Source organism: Sphingomonas caeni, assembly GCF_026013415.1.
GTDB classification, from domain to species: Bacteria; Pseudomonadota; Alphaproteobacteria; order Sphingomonadales; family Sphingomonadaceae; genus Sphingomonas; species Sphingomonas caeni.
The window spans coordinates 33636-49097 of record NZ_JAPDOK010000001.1 but is presented as its reverse complement, the minus strand read 5'-3'; the positions used below and the strand labels follow the sequence as shown (position 1 = coordinate 49097).

The 15462-nt window shown below is 67.0% G+C and carries 12 protein-coding genes; 4 read left to right on the top strand and 8 right to left on the bottom strand.

Going from position 1 to position 15462, the window contains the following annotated elements:
• Positions 1 to 84: 84 nt before the first annotated feature.
• Genes OF829_RS00215 through OF829_RS00195 form a run of 5 tightly spaced genes read right to left on the bottom strand, consistent with a single transcriptional unit; the run spans position 85 to position 5278 of the window.
• Positions 85 to 441 (bottom strand): response regulator, encoded by a 357-nt coding sequence (locus OF829_RS00215; RefSeq protein WP_264937934.1) that lies wholly within the window; start codon positions 439 to 441, stop codon positions 85 to 87.
• Entirely contained in the window at positions 438 to 2594 is a 2157-nt protein-coding gene (locus tag OF829_RS00210) for a PAS domain-containing sensor histidine kinase (protein ID WP_264937933.1), read from the bottom strand. The genes OF829_RS00215 and OF829_RS00210 overlap by 4 nt, the downstream gene beginning before the upstream one ends.
• 46 nt (positions 2595 to 2640) lie before the next feature.
• On the bottom strand, positions 2641 to 3516 hold the full coding sequence (locus tag OF829_RS00205; protein ID WP_264937932.1) for an alpha/beta hydrolase family protein: 876 nt from the start codon (positions 3514 to 3516) through the stop codon (positions 2641 to 2643).
• Positions 3516 to 4412, bottom strand: a complete 897-nt coding sequence (locus tag OF829_RS00200; RefSeq protein ID WP_264937931.1) for an alpha/beta hydrolase family protein — start codon at positions 4410 to 4412, stop codon at positions 3516 to 3518. The genes OF829_RS00205 and OF829_RS00200 overlap by 1 nt, the downstream gene beginning before the upstream one ends.
• Positions 4409 to 5278 carry an HpcH/HpaI aldolase/citrate lyase family protein gene (locus OF829_RS00195; RefSeq protein ID WP_264937930.1) on the bottom strand — a complete coding sequence of 290 codons (870 nt, stop codon included), beginning with the start codon at positions 5276 to 5278 and terminating at the stop codon, positions 4409 to 4411. The genes OF829_RS00200 and OF829_RS00195 overlap by 4 nt, the downstream gene beginning before the upstream one ends.
• A gap of 268 nt (positions 5279 to 5546) precedes the next feature.
• Between OF829_RS00195 and OF829_RS00190 the strand changes: the two genes are divergently transcribed.
• Together OF829_RS00190 and OF829_RS00185 are read left to right on the top strand one after the other, a co-directional pair.
• On the top strand, positions 5547 to 7439 hold the full coding sequence (locus tag OF829_RS00190; RefSeq protein WP_264938777.1) for a putative bifunctional diguanylate cyclase/phosphodiesterase: 1893 nt from the start codon (positions 5547 to 5549) through the stop codon (positions 7437 to 7439).
• Positions 7439 to 9301 carry a sensor histidine kinase gene (locus tag OF829_RS00185; RefSeq protein ID WP_264937929.1) on the top strand — a complete coding sequence of 621 codons (1863 nt, stop codon included), beginning with the start codon at positions 7439 to 7441 and terminating at the stop codon, positions 9299 to 9301. The genes OF829_RS00190 and OF829_RS00185 overlap by 1 nt, the downstream gene beginning before the upstream one ends.
• A gap of 250 nt (positions 9302 to 9551) precedes the next feature.
• Here the strand turns inward: OF829_RS00185 and OF829_RS00180 are convergent, their stop codons facing one another.
• Positions 9552 to 10496 carry a Gfo/Idh/MocA family protein gene (locus OF829_RS00180; protein ID WP_264937928.1) on the bottom strand — a complete coding sequence of 315 codons (945 nt, stop codon included), beginning with the start codon at positions 10494 to 10496 and terminating at the stop codon, positions 9552 to 9554.
• A gap of 53 nt (positions 10497 to 10549) precedes the next feature.
• Positions 10550 to 11692, bottom strand: coding sequence for an SET domain-containing protein (locus OF829_RS00175; RefSeq protein ID WP_264937927.1), 1143 nt, complete (start codon positions 11690 to 11692; stop codon positions 10550 to 10552).
• 222 nt (positions 11693 to 11914) lie between these two features.
• On the opposite strand from OF829_RS00175, the gene rfbA reads away from it, so the two are divergent.
• Both rfbA and rfbB read left to right on the top strand, forming a co-directional pair.
• Entirely contained in the window at positions 11915 to 12793 is an 879-nt protein-coding gene (gene rfbA, locus OF829_RS00170) for a glucose-1-phosphate thymidylyltransferase RfbA (protein WP_264938776.1), read from the top strand.
• Positions 12790 to 13833, top strand: coding sequence for a dTDP-glucose 4,6-dehydratase (rfbB, locus tag OF829_RS00165; protein ID WP_406701380.1), 1044 nt, complete (start codon positions 12790 to 12792; stop codon positions 13831 to 13833). Before rfbA ends, rfbB begins: the two co-directional genes overlap by 4 nt.
• 3 nt (positions 13834 to 13836) lie before the next feature.
• Here the strand turns inward: rfbB and OF829_RS00160 are convergent, their stop codons facing one another.
• The gene (locus tag OF829_RS00160) at positions 13837 to 15141 is read right to left on the bottom strand and encodes a UDP-glucose dehydrogenase family protein (RefSeq protein WP_264937926.1); all 1305 of its coding nucleotides are present in this window, start codon (positions 15139 to 15141) and stop codon (positions 13837 to 13839) included.
• Between the last annotated feature and the right edge of the window lie 321 nt (positions 15142 to 15462).

Here is a 15462-nt window from a genome sequence, read left to right as displayed (position 1 = left end):
TCTCCCCCGGGCAATTTGGAGATACTACCACGGATAGGGACAATGATCGCGAAAAATTGAGGCAGGTCCGGCGCTATTTTGCCTTCAGGGCGGCAGCAGCTCCCTGAGCGTCCCGATCACCTCGGCCTCGCGATAGGGCTTCTCGATCATCGGCGGGCCGTCGAACCCCTCGGGGCAGGTGCCATAACCGCTCGCAAAGGCGAAGGGCACGCCGCGGGCGCGTAGCGCCTCGGCGATGCGCGTGCTCCATTCGCCGCCCAGATTGATATCGAGGATGGCGACGTCGATCGGCTCGTTCTCGGCCAGCGCCAGCCCCTCGGCGAGCCGGCTCGCAGGGCCGATCGTCACGCAGCCCAGCCCTTCGAGGATATCCTCGAGGCACATCGCCACCACCGGCTCGTCCTCGACCACCAGCACGCGCACGCCCTCGAACTCGATCATCCGCCTGCCTCCGGCAACGGCGCATCGACCACGCACACCAGCCCGCCAGGGGCGAATTCGATCTTCACGCTCCCGCCCAGTTCGGCGGCGAGCCCGCGCTCGATCATCCGCGTGCCGAACCCGCGCTTGCCCGGCACCACCACCGGCGGCCCGCCGCGCTCGGTCCAGATCAGCGACAGCCGCGGCGCGTCGCGCGTCCCCGCCTTCGACCAGCGGATCGCGACATTGCCCTCGGGAAGGGACAGCGCGCCGTGCTTGACCGCGTTGGTCGCCAGCTCGTGGATCGCCAGCGCCAGGCTGATCGCGGTCTTGGGCGCGATCGGCAGATCGGGGCCGTCGAGTTCGAAGCGCCCGGCATCCCCGCCATGCGGCCGCACCGCGTCGCCGATAATCTGCGCCATCGAGACCGCCGACCAATGCTCGCGAGTCAGCAGATTGTGCGCTTCCGAAAGCGCGGTCAGCCGCCCCTCGAACGCGTGCCGCGCCGCGACCGGTTCGACCCCTGCCTTGAAGGTCTGCTGGGCGATGCCCTGGACGATCGCCAGCGTATTCTTCACGCGGTGGTTGAGCTCGTCGATCAGCAGGCGGAGATGCGCCTCGTCGCGCTTGGCCTGGGTCATGTCGCGGCCGATCGCGTGGAGCCCGGTCGGGTTGCCCGCCTCGTCGGTGGTCAGCCTCGAATTGGTTTCCCAGATCAGCTCGCGCCCGTCCTTGGCGCGGACCTGCAGCGTGAGGCGGGTCGTGCCGCCTTCGGCCAGCTTCTGCGCGACCGCGGCGCGGCTGATCTCGAACTGGTCCGGGTCCATGAAATCGCTGACGGGCCGGCCGACCACCTCATCTTCCGCATAGCCCAGCGCGGTCAGGACCGCGGGATTCACCTGGGTGATGCGCTGGTCGAGCGTGGTGGTGATCAGGAAGTCGTTGGCCTGTTCGAAGATGGTGCGGAAGCGGCTCTCGCTCTCGCGCAGATCCTCCTCGGCGCGCTTGCGCTCGGTAATATCGAACGAGACGCCGACGAAGCGCCGCGGCCCGCCCATGCTGTCCGACACGCGGCTGCCATGGCTCTGGAGCCAGCGCTCCTCGCCATTGTCGGCGCGGCGGATGCGGTACTCGATCGTATAGGGGATGCCGTGGCGGAAGCAGCGATAGGCGGCATCGCGCAGCCGCTCGCGATCGTCGAGCACGACCCGGTCGAGCCAGTCGTCGACGGTGCCGCGCAGGTCTTGCGTGCGCCTGAGGCCGAGCAGGTCGAAGCGGTTGGGGGACCAGGCGCCTTCCATCGTCGTGAGATCGAGTTCCCAGGTCGCCATGCCCGCGCCCTCGATCGCGAGGCGCAACGTCTCCTCGCCCTTGCGCAGCGATTCCTCGTCGCGCTTGCGCTCGGTGACGTCGAGGGTCACCGCGAGCACCCCGAACGGCTCGCCATCGGGGCGGCGGATCACCGAGACCGAATTATTGACCCACACGATCCCGCCATCCTTGCGGACATAGCGCTTCTCGTGGGTGTAGGGCGTGCCCTCGCGCACCGCGCGCTCGAACATGCCGAGATTGCGGCCGACGTCCTCAGGATGGGTGATGTCGAGCATCGTCTTGCCGAGCAGCTCCTCGCGGCTCCATCCCGCGATCTCGCAGAAGCGGTCGTTGACGAGGGTGAACTTCGCGTCGAGATCGACTTGGCCGAACCCCGCGGTCGCCTGGTTGATGAAAGCCGAGAGCTGCGCCTCGCGTTCGCGAAGGGCGAGTTCGGCTTCCTTGGCCTCGGTAATGTCGTGCGCGACGCCGATGAAACCGATATGCCGCCCCTCGGCATCCCAGCGCGGCTGCGAGGTCGAATGGAGCCAGCGCCACACGCCGTCATGGCGGCGATAGCGGCCCTGCAATTCGAAGGTCTCGAGGCGCGCCTCGCCCGCGATCGATTCCTGCATCACGCGGGCGGCATCGTCGGGGTGGATGATCTGGCGCCAGTCGAAATCGAGCGCCTCCTGATAGGAGACGCCGAGAAACGCGACATAGGCGCGGTTGACGAAGCTGCGATGGCGGTCGAGCCGGGTCACCCACACGGCAACGGGTGCGCTGTCGGCGATCAGGCGGAACTCGTCCTCGCCCGCCGGCAGCGGCGCTTCGACGCTCTCCTGATCGTTCGGCGGCCGCATTGGCGCAGGACCCTAGCCGTAAAGCACGGGGAAGCAACGGGGAATGTCACCGCACCTCGAAGCGATCCTTGGGGCCGAGCGCCGGGTCACCGGCGTCGAGCTCGGCCTTGGCGCCGGTGTCGCCCATCAGTGTCCAGCGCCAGAAAAGGGTCGTCGCGCGGATCACGATGGGATGGATGCGCGGCATCCCCCAGCCATCGGTGTTCGAGTGGCTCGCGCCGTCCAACCAGAGCAGATATTTGCCGCCCGGCGGCATCGCGTGGAAGGGGCGGATGCGGTCGCGGGGACGGGTGACGGTAAGCGGTACGAAGTCGCGGGATCCGGCGACGGTCATGACGGGGATGGTGACGAACCGATACGATGCCTTGTCGCTGATCACATGCGCGAGCGGTGGGGCGGCGCTGAGGCCGATCGCGGCGTCGATCCGCGGCTCACGGAGTTCGGCGCGCTTGCCGCCGAAGCTTTGGCCGGCGACCGCGAAGGTCAGTTCGGCGCCGAAGCTGTGCCCGGCCATACCGACATGATTCAGGTCGGCGCGGTCGAGCTGGCAGCCTTTCGCCTTCGCCCGTTCCGCCAGCGCATCGAGCACGAACGACACGTCATAAGCGCGCTGGAGCAGTTCGGCGGGCGTTGAGGCGGCGGCGGGTCCATCCTTTTCCACCGCGCGCGCATCGCTGCCCGGATGGTCGATATTGACGACGAAAAAACCCGCCGCCGCCCAGGCCTCCACCCAGTGCGTCCCCGTGTCGAGCGTCCCGCCCAGACCATGGCTGTAGAGGATCACCGGCGCGGTGCCGGACCCCGGAGGCACGCGGATGCGCACTTTCACGTCGCGGTGGCGGGGCAAGTCGCGGAAGGTCTCGTTGCAGATGATCGGCGCTGGCTGGGGCGGCGCGATCGCGAGGAGGAGCGCCGCCAGCACTATTTCTTCTCGAACCTGTCCTGCGGCCCCAGATCGGGATCGCCCTTGTCGAGCGCCACCTTGGCGGAGGCATCGCCCATCAGCGTCCAGCGCCAGAACAGCGTCGTCAGCCGGATGACGATCGGCTCGACATGGTCGTCGGGCGCGGGCCCGCGCGGCGCATAATGCTGCCCGCCGAACGCGGCATGGTTCGCGCCATCGAACACCAGCAGATATTTGCCCCCCGCCGGCATCGCCCGGAAGGGGCGCTGGCGATCCTCGGGTGTGGTGGCGGTGAGCTGCGGCACTGCGTCGAGGCTGCCGGTCAGCGAGAAGAAGGGGATGCGGATCGCGCCGAACGCGTCGCTGTCGCTATTCTGCCCCGGCGAGGGGCTGAAGGCGATCGCGGCCTTGATCCGGGGATCGGCGAACGCCGCGCCATAGCTGCCATAGCGCTGCCCCGCGACCGCCTGGGTCGTGTGCGCGCCGAAGCTGTGGCCCGACATGCCGATATGATCGGCATCGGCGCGCCCGAGATCGCACGCATCCTGCCGCTGATGCGCCGCCACGCGATCGATGACGAAGCGGACATCGCCGACGCGCGCCACCAGCTGCTCCGCCCCCATCGATGCGCGGAAACCGTTGGCGCGCACCGCGGGCGTGTCGCTCCCGGGATGCTGGATATGGATGACGATGAACCCGGCCTCGGCCCAGGCCTTGGCCCAGATCGTCCCGGCATCGGTCGAGCCGCCTAGCCCATGGCTGAACAGGATCACCGGCGCCTTGGCCGTCCCCGCGGGCATCCTGATGCGGACGGGCACCTCGCGGCCGCGCCCCTCGTCGCGCCAGACCGCATCGCAGACCGGCCCGGCCCGCTCCTGCGGCACTGCGACCAGCAGGAGCGCTGCGAAGATCACCGCCGCATCGCCAGCACCGCCTCGGCGCGGCGCAGATGGGGCAGGTCGAGCATCGCGCCGTTCAGCCCCACCACCCCCGCGCCGGGATGGGCGGCAAAGGCGGCGACCACCGCCTCGGCCGCTTCGATCTCGCGATCGGACGGACTGAACGCCGCGTTGATCACCGGCACCTGATCGGGATGGATCGCCAGCATCCCCCGGAACCCCGCGCGCCGCGCTTCCGCGGCGACGCTGGCGAGCCCGTCGAGATCGCGGAAATCGCCATGGATCGTCTCGATCGGCGCCACCCCGGCCGCGACCGACCCCATCAGGCACAGCGAGCGGAGCAGCTGGTACGGCGCGTCATAGCGGCCCTCGGCATTGCGGTTCCCCGTCGCCCCCAGCGCAGTCGCGCTGTCCTCGGCCCCCCAGGTCAGCGCGGCCAGACGCGGACAGCCGGCATAGTCGCCCAGCCCGAACATTGCCTGCGCGGTCTCGGTCGCGATCACCGCGGTGGCGATCCCGCCGATCTCCAGCCCCGCCGCCGCTTCCAGCGCGGTCAGATAATGGTGCAGCCGCTCGGCCTCGGCGCGCGATCCCTTGGGGAGCAGGATGCCGTCCGGCCGCGCATGCACCACGGCGGCCAAGTCGGTCAGCGCATGCTCGCCGTCGAGCGGATTGATCCGCACCCATTGCGGCTGCGCGCGTGTGGCGGTCTTGAGGTGCGCGCTGACGATCCGCCGCGCCTCGGACTTGTTCGCCGCCGCCACCGAATCCTCGAGGTCGAGCAGCACCAGATCCGCGCCGCTCGCGCCGGCCTTCACGATCTTCCGCTCGGAATCGCCCGGAGCGAACAACAGGGAGCGCGCGACGAAGGGATTGGCCATGGCGCCGGGATATCCGCTGGTGCGGGCGGCGTAAACCGGGGAGCGAAGGGCCGAAGCCGCTGGGATCGGTTGCAGCTTCGGCCCGCTCCCATCCCGCCCTTCGTCTGGCGGAGTTCGGGGCAGGTACGCGAACACACGAATGCCACCGGGAGTGCATGGATTCGCGCGAGGTCTTTACCGGCGTTTAACCCTGCCCGGTTACTCCGATGAAATACTCTAAGGGGGTGACCGCACCGTGCGCATACTGATCGTTGACGATGAGCAGGGGATGCACAACTCGTATCGCGAGTGTTTTGCAGCCCGTGGCAGCGGCGCCGAAGGGGCCGCGCTCTCGGCGATGGCAGCCGAACTGTTCGGCGATGACGAAGCTCCCATCGCGTCTGGCGCCGCGAACGACGGCGGCCGCCCCGAATTCGACTGTGCGCATTTCATGCAAGGCCTCGACGCGGTCGCGGCGGTCGAGGAATCGATCGAGAGCGGCAACCGCTTCGCCGTCGCCTTCATCGACGTCCGCATGCCCCCGGGCATCGACGGCAAGGAGACCGCCAAGCGTATCCGCGCGCTCGATCCCGATATCAACCTGGTGATCGTCACCGGCTATTCGGATTTTTCGCCGCTCGACATCAGCCGCGCCGCGGGCCCCGCCGACAAGATCTTCTACATCGCCAAGCCCTTCCAGGCCGAGGAGGTGATCCAGACCGCCTCGGCGCTCGGCGAGCGCTGGCGGATCGATCTCGAGCTCAAGGCCGCGCGCCAGGCGCTGGCGGGCAAGATCGACGAGCTGGAGGAGCAGAAGCTCGAGCTCGCCGCGAACGAATCCAAGGCCACCCACATGGCCAACCATGATTCGCTCACCGACGCGCCCAACCGCCTCGCTTTCCTGCGCACCCTCGCCGAGCATGTCCGCGACCGCGATTGCTTCGCGATGGCGATGATGGACCTCGACCGGTTCAAGATCGTCAACGACACGTTCGGCCATCTCGCCGGCGACGAGCTGATCCGCATGGTCTGCGCGATCCTGCAGGAAAATGTCGGCGACGACGGCTTTGTCGCCCGCCTGGGCGGCGACGAATTCGCGATCCTCGTCAAATGCACCGGCGAGGACGAAGCGGTGATGACCTGCGAGCGGCTGATCAAGGCCTGCTCGACCAGCTTCAAGGTGTTCGGCCATTCGGTTCAGGGCAGCGCCTCGGTGGGCGTGGTCTCGGTCCCCGCGGGTACCGAGACCGATCCGATCGACGTGATGCGCCGCGCCGACCTCGCGCTCAACGAAGCCAAGCGGGCCGGGCGCGGCTGCGTGCGCGTGTTCGACGAGACGATGGACGAATCGATCCGCTTCCGCCGCCAGATCGAGAGCGGGCTTTCGGGCGCGATCGCCAATGGCGAGCTTCAGCTGGTGTTCCAGCCGATCGTCGGGGGCTCCACCCTCGAGGTCGTCGGCTTCGAGGCGCTGCTGCGCTGGAATAGCCCCGAATATGGCCATATCTCGCCGGGCATGTTCATCCCGATCGCCGAGGAATCGAACCTGATCCACGAGCTTGGCGACTGGGTGATCGACGAGGCGATGCGGACGCTCAAGGAATGGCCGGGACAGTATGTGTCGGTGAATTTCTCTCCGCGCCAGTTCCGCCGCCCCAATTTCGTCGGCCATGTCATCGAACGCGTCCAGCATGCCGGCATCTCGCCGATGCGCTTCCAGATCGAGATCACCGAGACCGCGATCTTCGACGATGTCGAGCGCGCCGCCGAGACCCTGTTCCGCCTGCGCCAGATGGGCTTCCGCATCGCGCTCGACGATTTCGGCACCGGCTATTCGTCGCTGTGGAACATCCGCCGCTTCGCGCTCGACTGCCTCAAGATCGACCGCAGCTTCGTCGACGGCATGGGCAAGGAGCGCGAAAGTGCCGCGATCGTCCATTCGATCATCCATCTCGGCCGCGCGCTGGGGATGGAAGTGGTCGCGGAAGGCGTCGAGACCGAGGTCCAGCTCCAGGCGCTGCGCGTCGCGGGGTGCAGCCATCTCCAGGGCTATCATCTCGCCCGGCCGATGCCCGAGGAAGCCGCGCTCGAACTCGCGAACAGGCGCTTCCTCCGCCCCGTGGAGGAGATCGACGAGGTCGAGGAAATCGAGATTCAGGCAGGGAACGGGACGCACGGCTGATGGGTGAGAGTTTCGCCGCGCTCCGCCGCAGGCGCCTCATGTCGCCTGCGTCGCTGGGTGCGAAACTGGTATTGATCCTGACCGGCGTCGGCCTGCTCGGCGCGGCGGCGATGACGCTCGTCCTCGCTTTCGTCATCAGCCCCAGCTTCAACAAGCTCGAGCGTGATGCGGTGAACGGCCATGTCGAGCGCACCCATGCCGCGCTCGGCGAATTCGCGTCGAAGGTGAAGAACACCGCGCTCGACTACGGCCATTGGAACGACAGCTATGATTACATGGCGTCGCCCAACAAGGCGTTCGAGGAGGATAGTTTCGCGCCTTCCGCAATGGTCAATCTCGGCGTCGACGGCATGGCCTATGTCCGCGAGGACAGGAGCATCGTCATCAGCCGCTGGATCGACAAGGACCAGAACGACGTCCCCGCCAAGCGCGCCGACCTGCTTCGCGCGATTGCCCGCATCGACTTCGCCACCGCATTGAAGGGCAAAGAGTCGGCCGATTTCTATCTGCGCCTGGGCGACACGCTCGCCGCGATCGGCGTGTCGCGCATCCGCCGCACCGACGGTGGCGGCGATCCGCGGGGCTTCGTCGTGATGGCGCGCGTGCTCGGCGCCGAACAGCTCGGCAATCTGCTCGGCTTCGCCAAGCTCACGCTCGCCAAACCCGCAAGCGAGGTCAGCGTCGTGCCCCACGACAAGACCATCGACATCGCGGTCCCCATCCTCGGCGACAAGGGACCGGTCGCGACCGCCGCCTATCAATTGCCGCGCGATCTCTCCTCGCTCGGCCAGCGGATGCTGATGCTCGCGGTGATCGCCTCGGTGCTGCTGCTGACCTTGGTGCTCGTCGCGCTGCGCCGGATGATCACCACCCTCGTCATCAATCCGCTCAACCGCGTCGAGCGCCATATGGGCGTGGTCCGCGCCTCGGGCACGCTCGGCCTGCTCACCGAAAAGCCGCGCCGCGACGAGATCGGCAGCCTCGTCACCAGCTTCAACTCGATGCTCCGTCAGCTCAAGGATCTGCGCGAGCAGCTCGAGGTGCAGAGCTTCACGCTGGGCCGCAGCGAGAGCGCGGTGGCGGTGATGCACAATGTCCGCAACGCCTTGAACCCGATCAGCACGGTGATGAGCGCCGGCCTTGGCCGCAGCGTCGAGCTCGACCGCACCGTGGTGGACAAGGCCTTTGCCGAGCTCGCGCGCGGCGACATTCCCGAGGTGCGGCGCCAGAAGCTCGTCGCCTTCCTCGCGGCGGCCGCGCAGGCGGTCGAGGAGGAGCGCGAGGAGCGCCGACGCCAGATCGAGATCGGCCGCGAGGCGCTCCACAATGTCCTCGAAATCATCGGCAAGCAGCAGGAGGTCGCGCATGAGCGGCCCCAGCTCGAGGCCTGCGACCTGACCGATATCGTCGCCCAGAACGCCACGATCGCGCGCTATTCGGGGCAGGGGTCGATCGCGTTCAGCTTCCCGTCGAAGCGCCATTGGGTGCTCGCGAACCGCGTGATCCTCAGCCAGGTGATCGGCAATCTCTTCTCGAACGCGGCGGAGGCGATCGCCGCCACCGGGCGCTCGGGCGGCAGCATCTCGGTCGCGATCCACGACCGCGACGAGCGGCTGGAACTCGTGATCCGCGACGATGGCGAGGGCTTCGACCCCGCCACCGCGCCGACCTTGTTCCAGCGCGGCTTCTCCACCCGCGCGCACAAATCGGGCGGCCTGGGCCTCCACTGGTGCGCCAACTCGATCCTCGCGATGGAGGGCACGCTCGAACTGCGCAGCGAAGGCAAGGGCCATGGCGCGCGGGCGGTGATCACGCTCAAGGCCGCGCCCATGCTCGCGGCCGAAAAGGAACTGGCGGCCTAGTCCCTATCCGTCATCCCGGCGAAAGCCGGGGCCCGGAGTTACGAAGCGATGCCCTGCTTGGCTCCGGGTCCCGGCTTTCGCCGGGATGACGGATATAAGCACTTGAAATGTAGGATTTCGCCTGCTTGGTTCACCGCGTCCGGGCATCCGGCCGCTCCTTGAACCGTCTGCACCCTGGCGCCCCACCAACCCAACAATCTGCGCTTTTCCCCTCGGGAAAAGGTCACCAATGAACGCGTTGTGCGGGACCTTATCGCAGCCGCGCCACGAACGGATGCTCCACCGACGAGCCCGTCGTCACCGCCGCGGTCCGGATATGCGCCACCGCTTCCACCGCGGTCCGGTTGGTCTCCAGCCCGAAGCCGTTGCCTGCGAGGATCTCCTGGTACGAGCGCGTGTGGAGATCGGTGAAGCCGCCCGAGAATTCGATCTCCTCGCCATCCACGGTGATCGAGCGCCAAGTCCGCTGGCCGCGCGCGCGGGCTTCCTCGGGCACGTCGTCCACGTCGATCGACATGAACCAGCGCACCCGGGCGTGCTCATATTCGAGATAGCCGGCGGCATGGCGGTCGTCGTGCCAATGCACATCGTTCGCCTGGAGCGCGCCGAACATATAGTGGAGCATGTCGAAGAAATGGACGCCGATATTGGTCGCGATCCCGCCCGACTTCGACACATCGGCCTTCCACGACTGCATGTACCAATGGCCGCGCGAGGTGATGTAGCTCAGGTCCACCTCATGCTTGGTGTTGCGCGCCTCGCCCTGCACTTTCTCCCTCAGCGCGATGATCGCCGGGTGGAGCCGCAGCTGGAGGATCGTCTGGACGCGCTTGCCGGTCGATTGCTCCATCTCGAGCAGCCCGTCGAGGTTCCACGGGTTGAGCACGATCGGCTTCTCGCAGATCGCATCCGAACCGCTGCGCATCGCGAAGCGGCAATGCGCGTCGTGGAGGTAATTGGGCGAGCAGATCGACATGTAATCGATCCCTTCGCCCCCACGGACATGATTGTAGATATGCCGGTCGAACCGCTCGAACTCGGTGAAGAAGTCCGCCTCGGGGAAATAGCTGTCGATGATCCCGACGCTATCATTGGGATCATAGGCGACGCTGATCCGGTTGCCCGTTTCCTTGACCGCGGCCATGTGGCGCGGCGCGATATAGCCTGCGGCCCCGATCAACGCGAAATTCTTCATGACTTCCCCTGCGCTTGCGTGGCGGCTCTAGGCCGGGCGCGGGGAGGGCGCAACTAGCTCGCGCGGCGTTTCCGCGTGACCAGATCGGCGCGGCGCAGATAGGGCGCGACGAGGTTGCGCGCACGGAAGAACTCCTGCCGGTCGGGATCGAGCGAATCGAAATTGCCGATGACGCGGCGGCATTCCGGGGTCCGGCACTGGCAGATCATGTGCCAGTTCGATTCCTTGAGCGTGGTCGAATAGTCCCAGGTCACTTCCTCGCCCGGCACGATCGCGCGGACCGCGACGAGGAACACGCCCTCCTCGGTGAAGCGCAGGCCGGCATTGGGCATGCAGCTATGGTTGACCAGATCGTCGAGCCGGCCGCTGGGCCCCATATAGTGATCGGGCGTCACCTGGACGAAGCGGTCCTCGCTGCCGCGCATCAGGCTGGGAATCTGATCGACCCGGAAGCGGCGCCCGGTGAATTCGAGCAGCGTATCGCCCTCGGCAAAGGGAACCGCGGCGAACACGGCCTTGCCGAGATGGTTCTCCTCGACGCGGAACAAATTGGTCGTCGGGCGGAGCCGGTCGAGCAGGAACAGCCGCCCGCGCCGCACGCCCAGCGCGCGCATCGGGTTGATCGTCGCAAGCCCGATCATGAACCAGACCGAGGCGTGGCAGAGGAACTCGACCACGACATAGGCCATCTCGGCCACGCCCGGCTCGCTCGCGCGGACCGCGAGGAGGAGGGTGGCGAGATCGCCGAAGGTCCATAGGCCCCAGGCCGGCGAACGCTCGTTCGCGCGGTCGCGCCACACGCTCGCCCAGGTCGGCCAGAAGCTCACCGGCACCGCCGCCACGACGAGCATGTGCGCCCAGAAGGTCTCGCGGAACACCAGCCAGATCACCAGCGCGGTCAGGCAGGTCGCGATGCAAAGGGTCTCGGTATTGCTCGGCGGCGCCCAGCTCGACTTGTGCCAGATGCCGATCGCCACCACCGCGCACGCCACCGCGCCCACCGCGAACACCCAGCCTTGCGGCGCGCCGGGATTGACCGCGGCATAGGTCAGCGCCTCGAGCCCCGTCGCCGCGCTCCAGATCAGCCATGAGGCGCGGTTCGGGCGCACCTGCTGGCGGCGCAGCCCGACCAGATAGACCGCATAGGCCGAGAAACTCAGCCCGACCGCGGCCAGGAACAGCAGATCGAAGGTCAAAATACACCCCTCCCGAACAGGGATGTTTACCATATCGCAATGACTCCGTCCACCACGACTCGCGGAGTCACCACGAGTCGCGGTGAATCGCCCTTTTCGACGGACTCGATTCGCTTCCGGAGTCAAAAGGCTTTTTGAACCTTTGTCGGGCAGAAGGGCTGCAACACAGGAGTCAGCGATTTGTTCGACCGGCGAGCGACCGACAAGCGTATCCAGCATGGCGTGAAGGGTATCATCCTCGCCGGCGGATCGGGCACGCGCCTCTATCCGGCGACTCTGTCGATCTCGAAGCAGCTGCTGCCGGTGTTCGACAAGCCGATGATCTATTATCCGCTCTCGGTGCTGATGATGTCGGGCATCCGCGACATCCTCATCATCTCGTCCCCCCGCGACTTGCCGGCCTTCGAGGCGCTGCTCGGCGATGGGTCCGAATTCGGCATCGCGATCCGCTATGCCGAGCAGCCCAAGCCCGAGGGGCTCGCCCAGGCCTTCCTGATCGGAGAGGAGTTCCTCCAGGGCGGCCCCGCCACGCTGATCCTCGGCGACAATATCTTCCACGGCGACGGCATCGGCGCGAAGGGCAGGGCGGCCGCGGTCGCCGCCGAGGCCGGGGGCGCCACCGTCTTCGCCTATCAGGTCGAGGATCCGGAGCGCTACGGCGTCGCCACCTTCGATGCCGAAGGCCACGCGACCAGCATCGTCGAGAAGCCGGAAAACCCCAAATCGAACTGGGCGGTCACCGGCCTCTATTTCTTCGACAAGCAGGTGGTGGAGATTGCCCGCGCGCTCAAACCCTCCAAGCGCGGCGAGCTCGAAATCACCGATGTGATCGGGGCCTATCTCCGCGAGGGCACGCTCGACGTCACGCGGCTCGGCCGCGGCTATGCCTGGCTCGATACCGGCACGCACGACAGCCTGCACGACGCGGGCAGCTTCGTCCGCACCATCGAGCATCGCCAGGGGATCAAGATCGCCTGCCCCGAGGAAATCGCCTATGATCTGGGCTATCTCGACGCCGATGCGCTGCTGCGGCGCGCGGCGATGATGGGGAAGACCGATTATGCGCGTTACCTGCGCCGCTGCGTCGAAGCCGCCGCATGAGTGAGGTCGCGGCGATGCGTACGGTGCTCGTCACCGGCGGGGCGGGCTTTATCGGCTCGGCGGTGTGCCGGCTGCTCGCGGGGCAGGGCACCCGCGTCGTCAATCTCGACAGGCTGACCTATGCCGGCAACCTCGCCTCGCTCGCTGCGCTCGAGGGATCGCCCCACTACCGCTTCGTCCAGGCCGATATCGGCGACACGGCGCTGGTCGGCGCGTTGCTGCGCGCGGAGCGGGTGAGCGCGATCATGCATCTCGCCGCCGAGACGCATGTCGACCGCTCGATCGACAGCCCTGCGGCGTTCGTCGAAACCAACGTCGTCGGTACCGTCCGCCTGCTCGACGCCGCGCTCGATTACTGGCGCGAGAAAGGCGGGGCGTTCCGCTTCCACCATGTCTCGACCGACGAAGTGTTCGGTGACCTGCCCTTCGACAGCGGCGTCTTCACCGAGGACACGGCCTATGCGCCCTCCTCACCCTATTCGGCGTCGAAGGCGGCGAGCGACCATTTTGTCCGCGCCTGGCACGAAACCTATGGGCTGCCGGTGGTGCTTTCGAACTGCTCGAACAATTACGGCCCTTGGCAATTCCCGGAAAAGCTGATCCCCCTCACGATCCTCAATGCGATCGAGGGCAAGCCGCTGCCCGTTTATGGCAAGGGCGCGAATGTCCGCGACTGGCTCCATGTCGAGGATCATGCGCGTGCGCTCGAGCGGGTGTTGAGCGCAGGAAAGACCGGCGAGACCTATCTGATCGGCGGCAAGGCCGAGCGGACCAATTTGCAGGTGGTCGAGGCGATCTGCGACCTGATCGACATCCGGCTGGGCAACGCCAATCGGCGCAGGCTGATCAGCTTCGTGAAGGACCGACCCGGGCATGACCGCCGCTACGCGATCGATCCTTCGAAAACCGAGCGCGAGCTGGGCTGGTCGCCCGCGGAAACCTTCGAGACCGGCCTCGCCGCGACGGTCGACTGGTATCTCGCCAACCGCGCGACCTGGGCACCCATCTCGTACAAGGGCGAGCGGCTGGGGCTCGCCTGAGCGTCAGCCCTTGCCCACGCTCACCAGCGTCAGCCCGGCCTTGGCGGCCTCGGCGGGGCGATAGATGTTGCGCAGGTCGACCAGCAACGGCTCCTTCAGGACCTGCGCCATCCGGCTCAGGTCGAGCGCGCGGAAGGCGTCCCATTCGGTCACGATCACCAGCGCATCGGCGCCGTCCGCGGCCGCATAGGGGCTGTCGGAGAAGGTCACGTCCTTCACCATCTTGCTCGCCTGCTCGACCCCCTCGGGATCGTAGGCGCGGACGGTTGCGCCGGCGTCCTGCAGCGCCTGGATCACCGCGAGGCTCGGCGCGTCGCGCATGTCGTCAGTGTTGGGCTTGAAGGTGAGGCCGAGCAGCGCGACGGTCTTGCCGCGCGCGTCGCCGCCCATCGCCTTGATGACCTTGCGGCCCATCGCGCGCTTGCGGGCATCGTTGACCTGGACGGTGGCTTCGACGATCCGCAGCGGCGTCTCGGCATCGTCGGCGGTCTTGAGCAGCGCCAGCGTGTCCTTGGGGAAGCACGATCCGCCATAGCCGGGGCCCGCATTGAGGAACTTCGAGCCGATCCGGTTGTCCATCCCGATCCCGCGCGACACTTCCTGCACGTCCGCACCCACCTGTTCGCACAGATCGGCGATCTCGTTGATGAAGGTGATCTTGACCGCCAGGAAGGCGTTCGCGGCGTATTTGATCAGCTCGGCGGTGCGGCGGCCGGTGAACAGCAGGGGCGCCGAATTGAGCGACAGCGGACGGTAAATGTCGCGCATCACCTGGATCGCGGCCTCGTTGTCGGTGCCGATCACGACGCGGTCGGGGCGCTTGAAGTCCTCGATCGCCGCGCCCTCACGCAGGAATTCGGGGTTGGAGACGACCATCGCGCCCTTGTCCGCCGCGAACTCGGCCATGATCCGCTCGACCTCGTCGCCGGTGCCGACGGGCACGGTCGATTTGGTGACGATCACGCTGGCCTTGGTCAGATTCTCGGCGACTTCCTGCGCCGCGGCGAAGACGTAGCTCAGGTCCGCATGGCCGTCGCCGCGGCGGCTGGGGGTGCCCACTGCGATGAAGATCGCGTCGGCATCCTTGACGCCCTCGGCCAGGTCGGTGGTGAAGGAGAGACGGCCCGCCTTGACGTTGGTCGCGACCAGCTCGGCGAGGCCTGGCTCGTAGATCGGCATGACATTCTGATGCAGCAGCTCGATCTTGCGCGCATCCTTGTCGACGCAGACCACGTCATGGCCGAAATCCGAGAAGCAGGCGCCCGAAACGAGGCCCACATAGCCGGTACCGATCATTGCAATGCGCAACGCGAATTCCTCTGTGTTCGATCTGTTGTGTGATGCGCCGAATAGCGAAGTGGGCGCCTAGAGCAAGTTCATGGCGTTCGCGTGGCAGTCCCAAAGGCGGAGCGCGGGGCGCTTTCCGTCAGCCTGCGCCTTCGAATCGATCCGCCTCGAATCAAAAAGCCGCGGGGGTTAGCCCGCGGCCTTGAAAGTCGTCCGGGCCGGTCAGCATGCCCCTAATGCCAAGGGCACTCCACCGCCGGCCCGGATGAAACGATCGGTGTTTTAGAGCGGACGAATGTCGTCGCCGCCAACGCCGTCGCGGAAGAAAAGAGTGAACGCAAA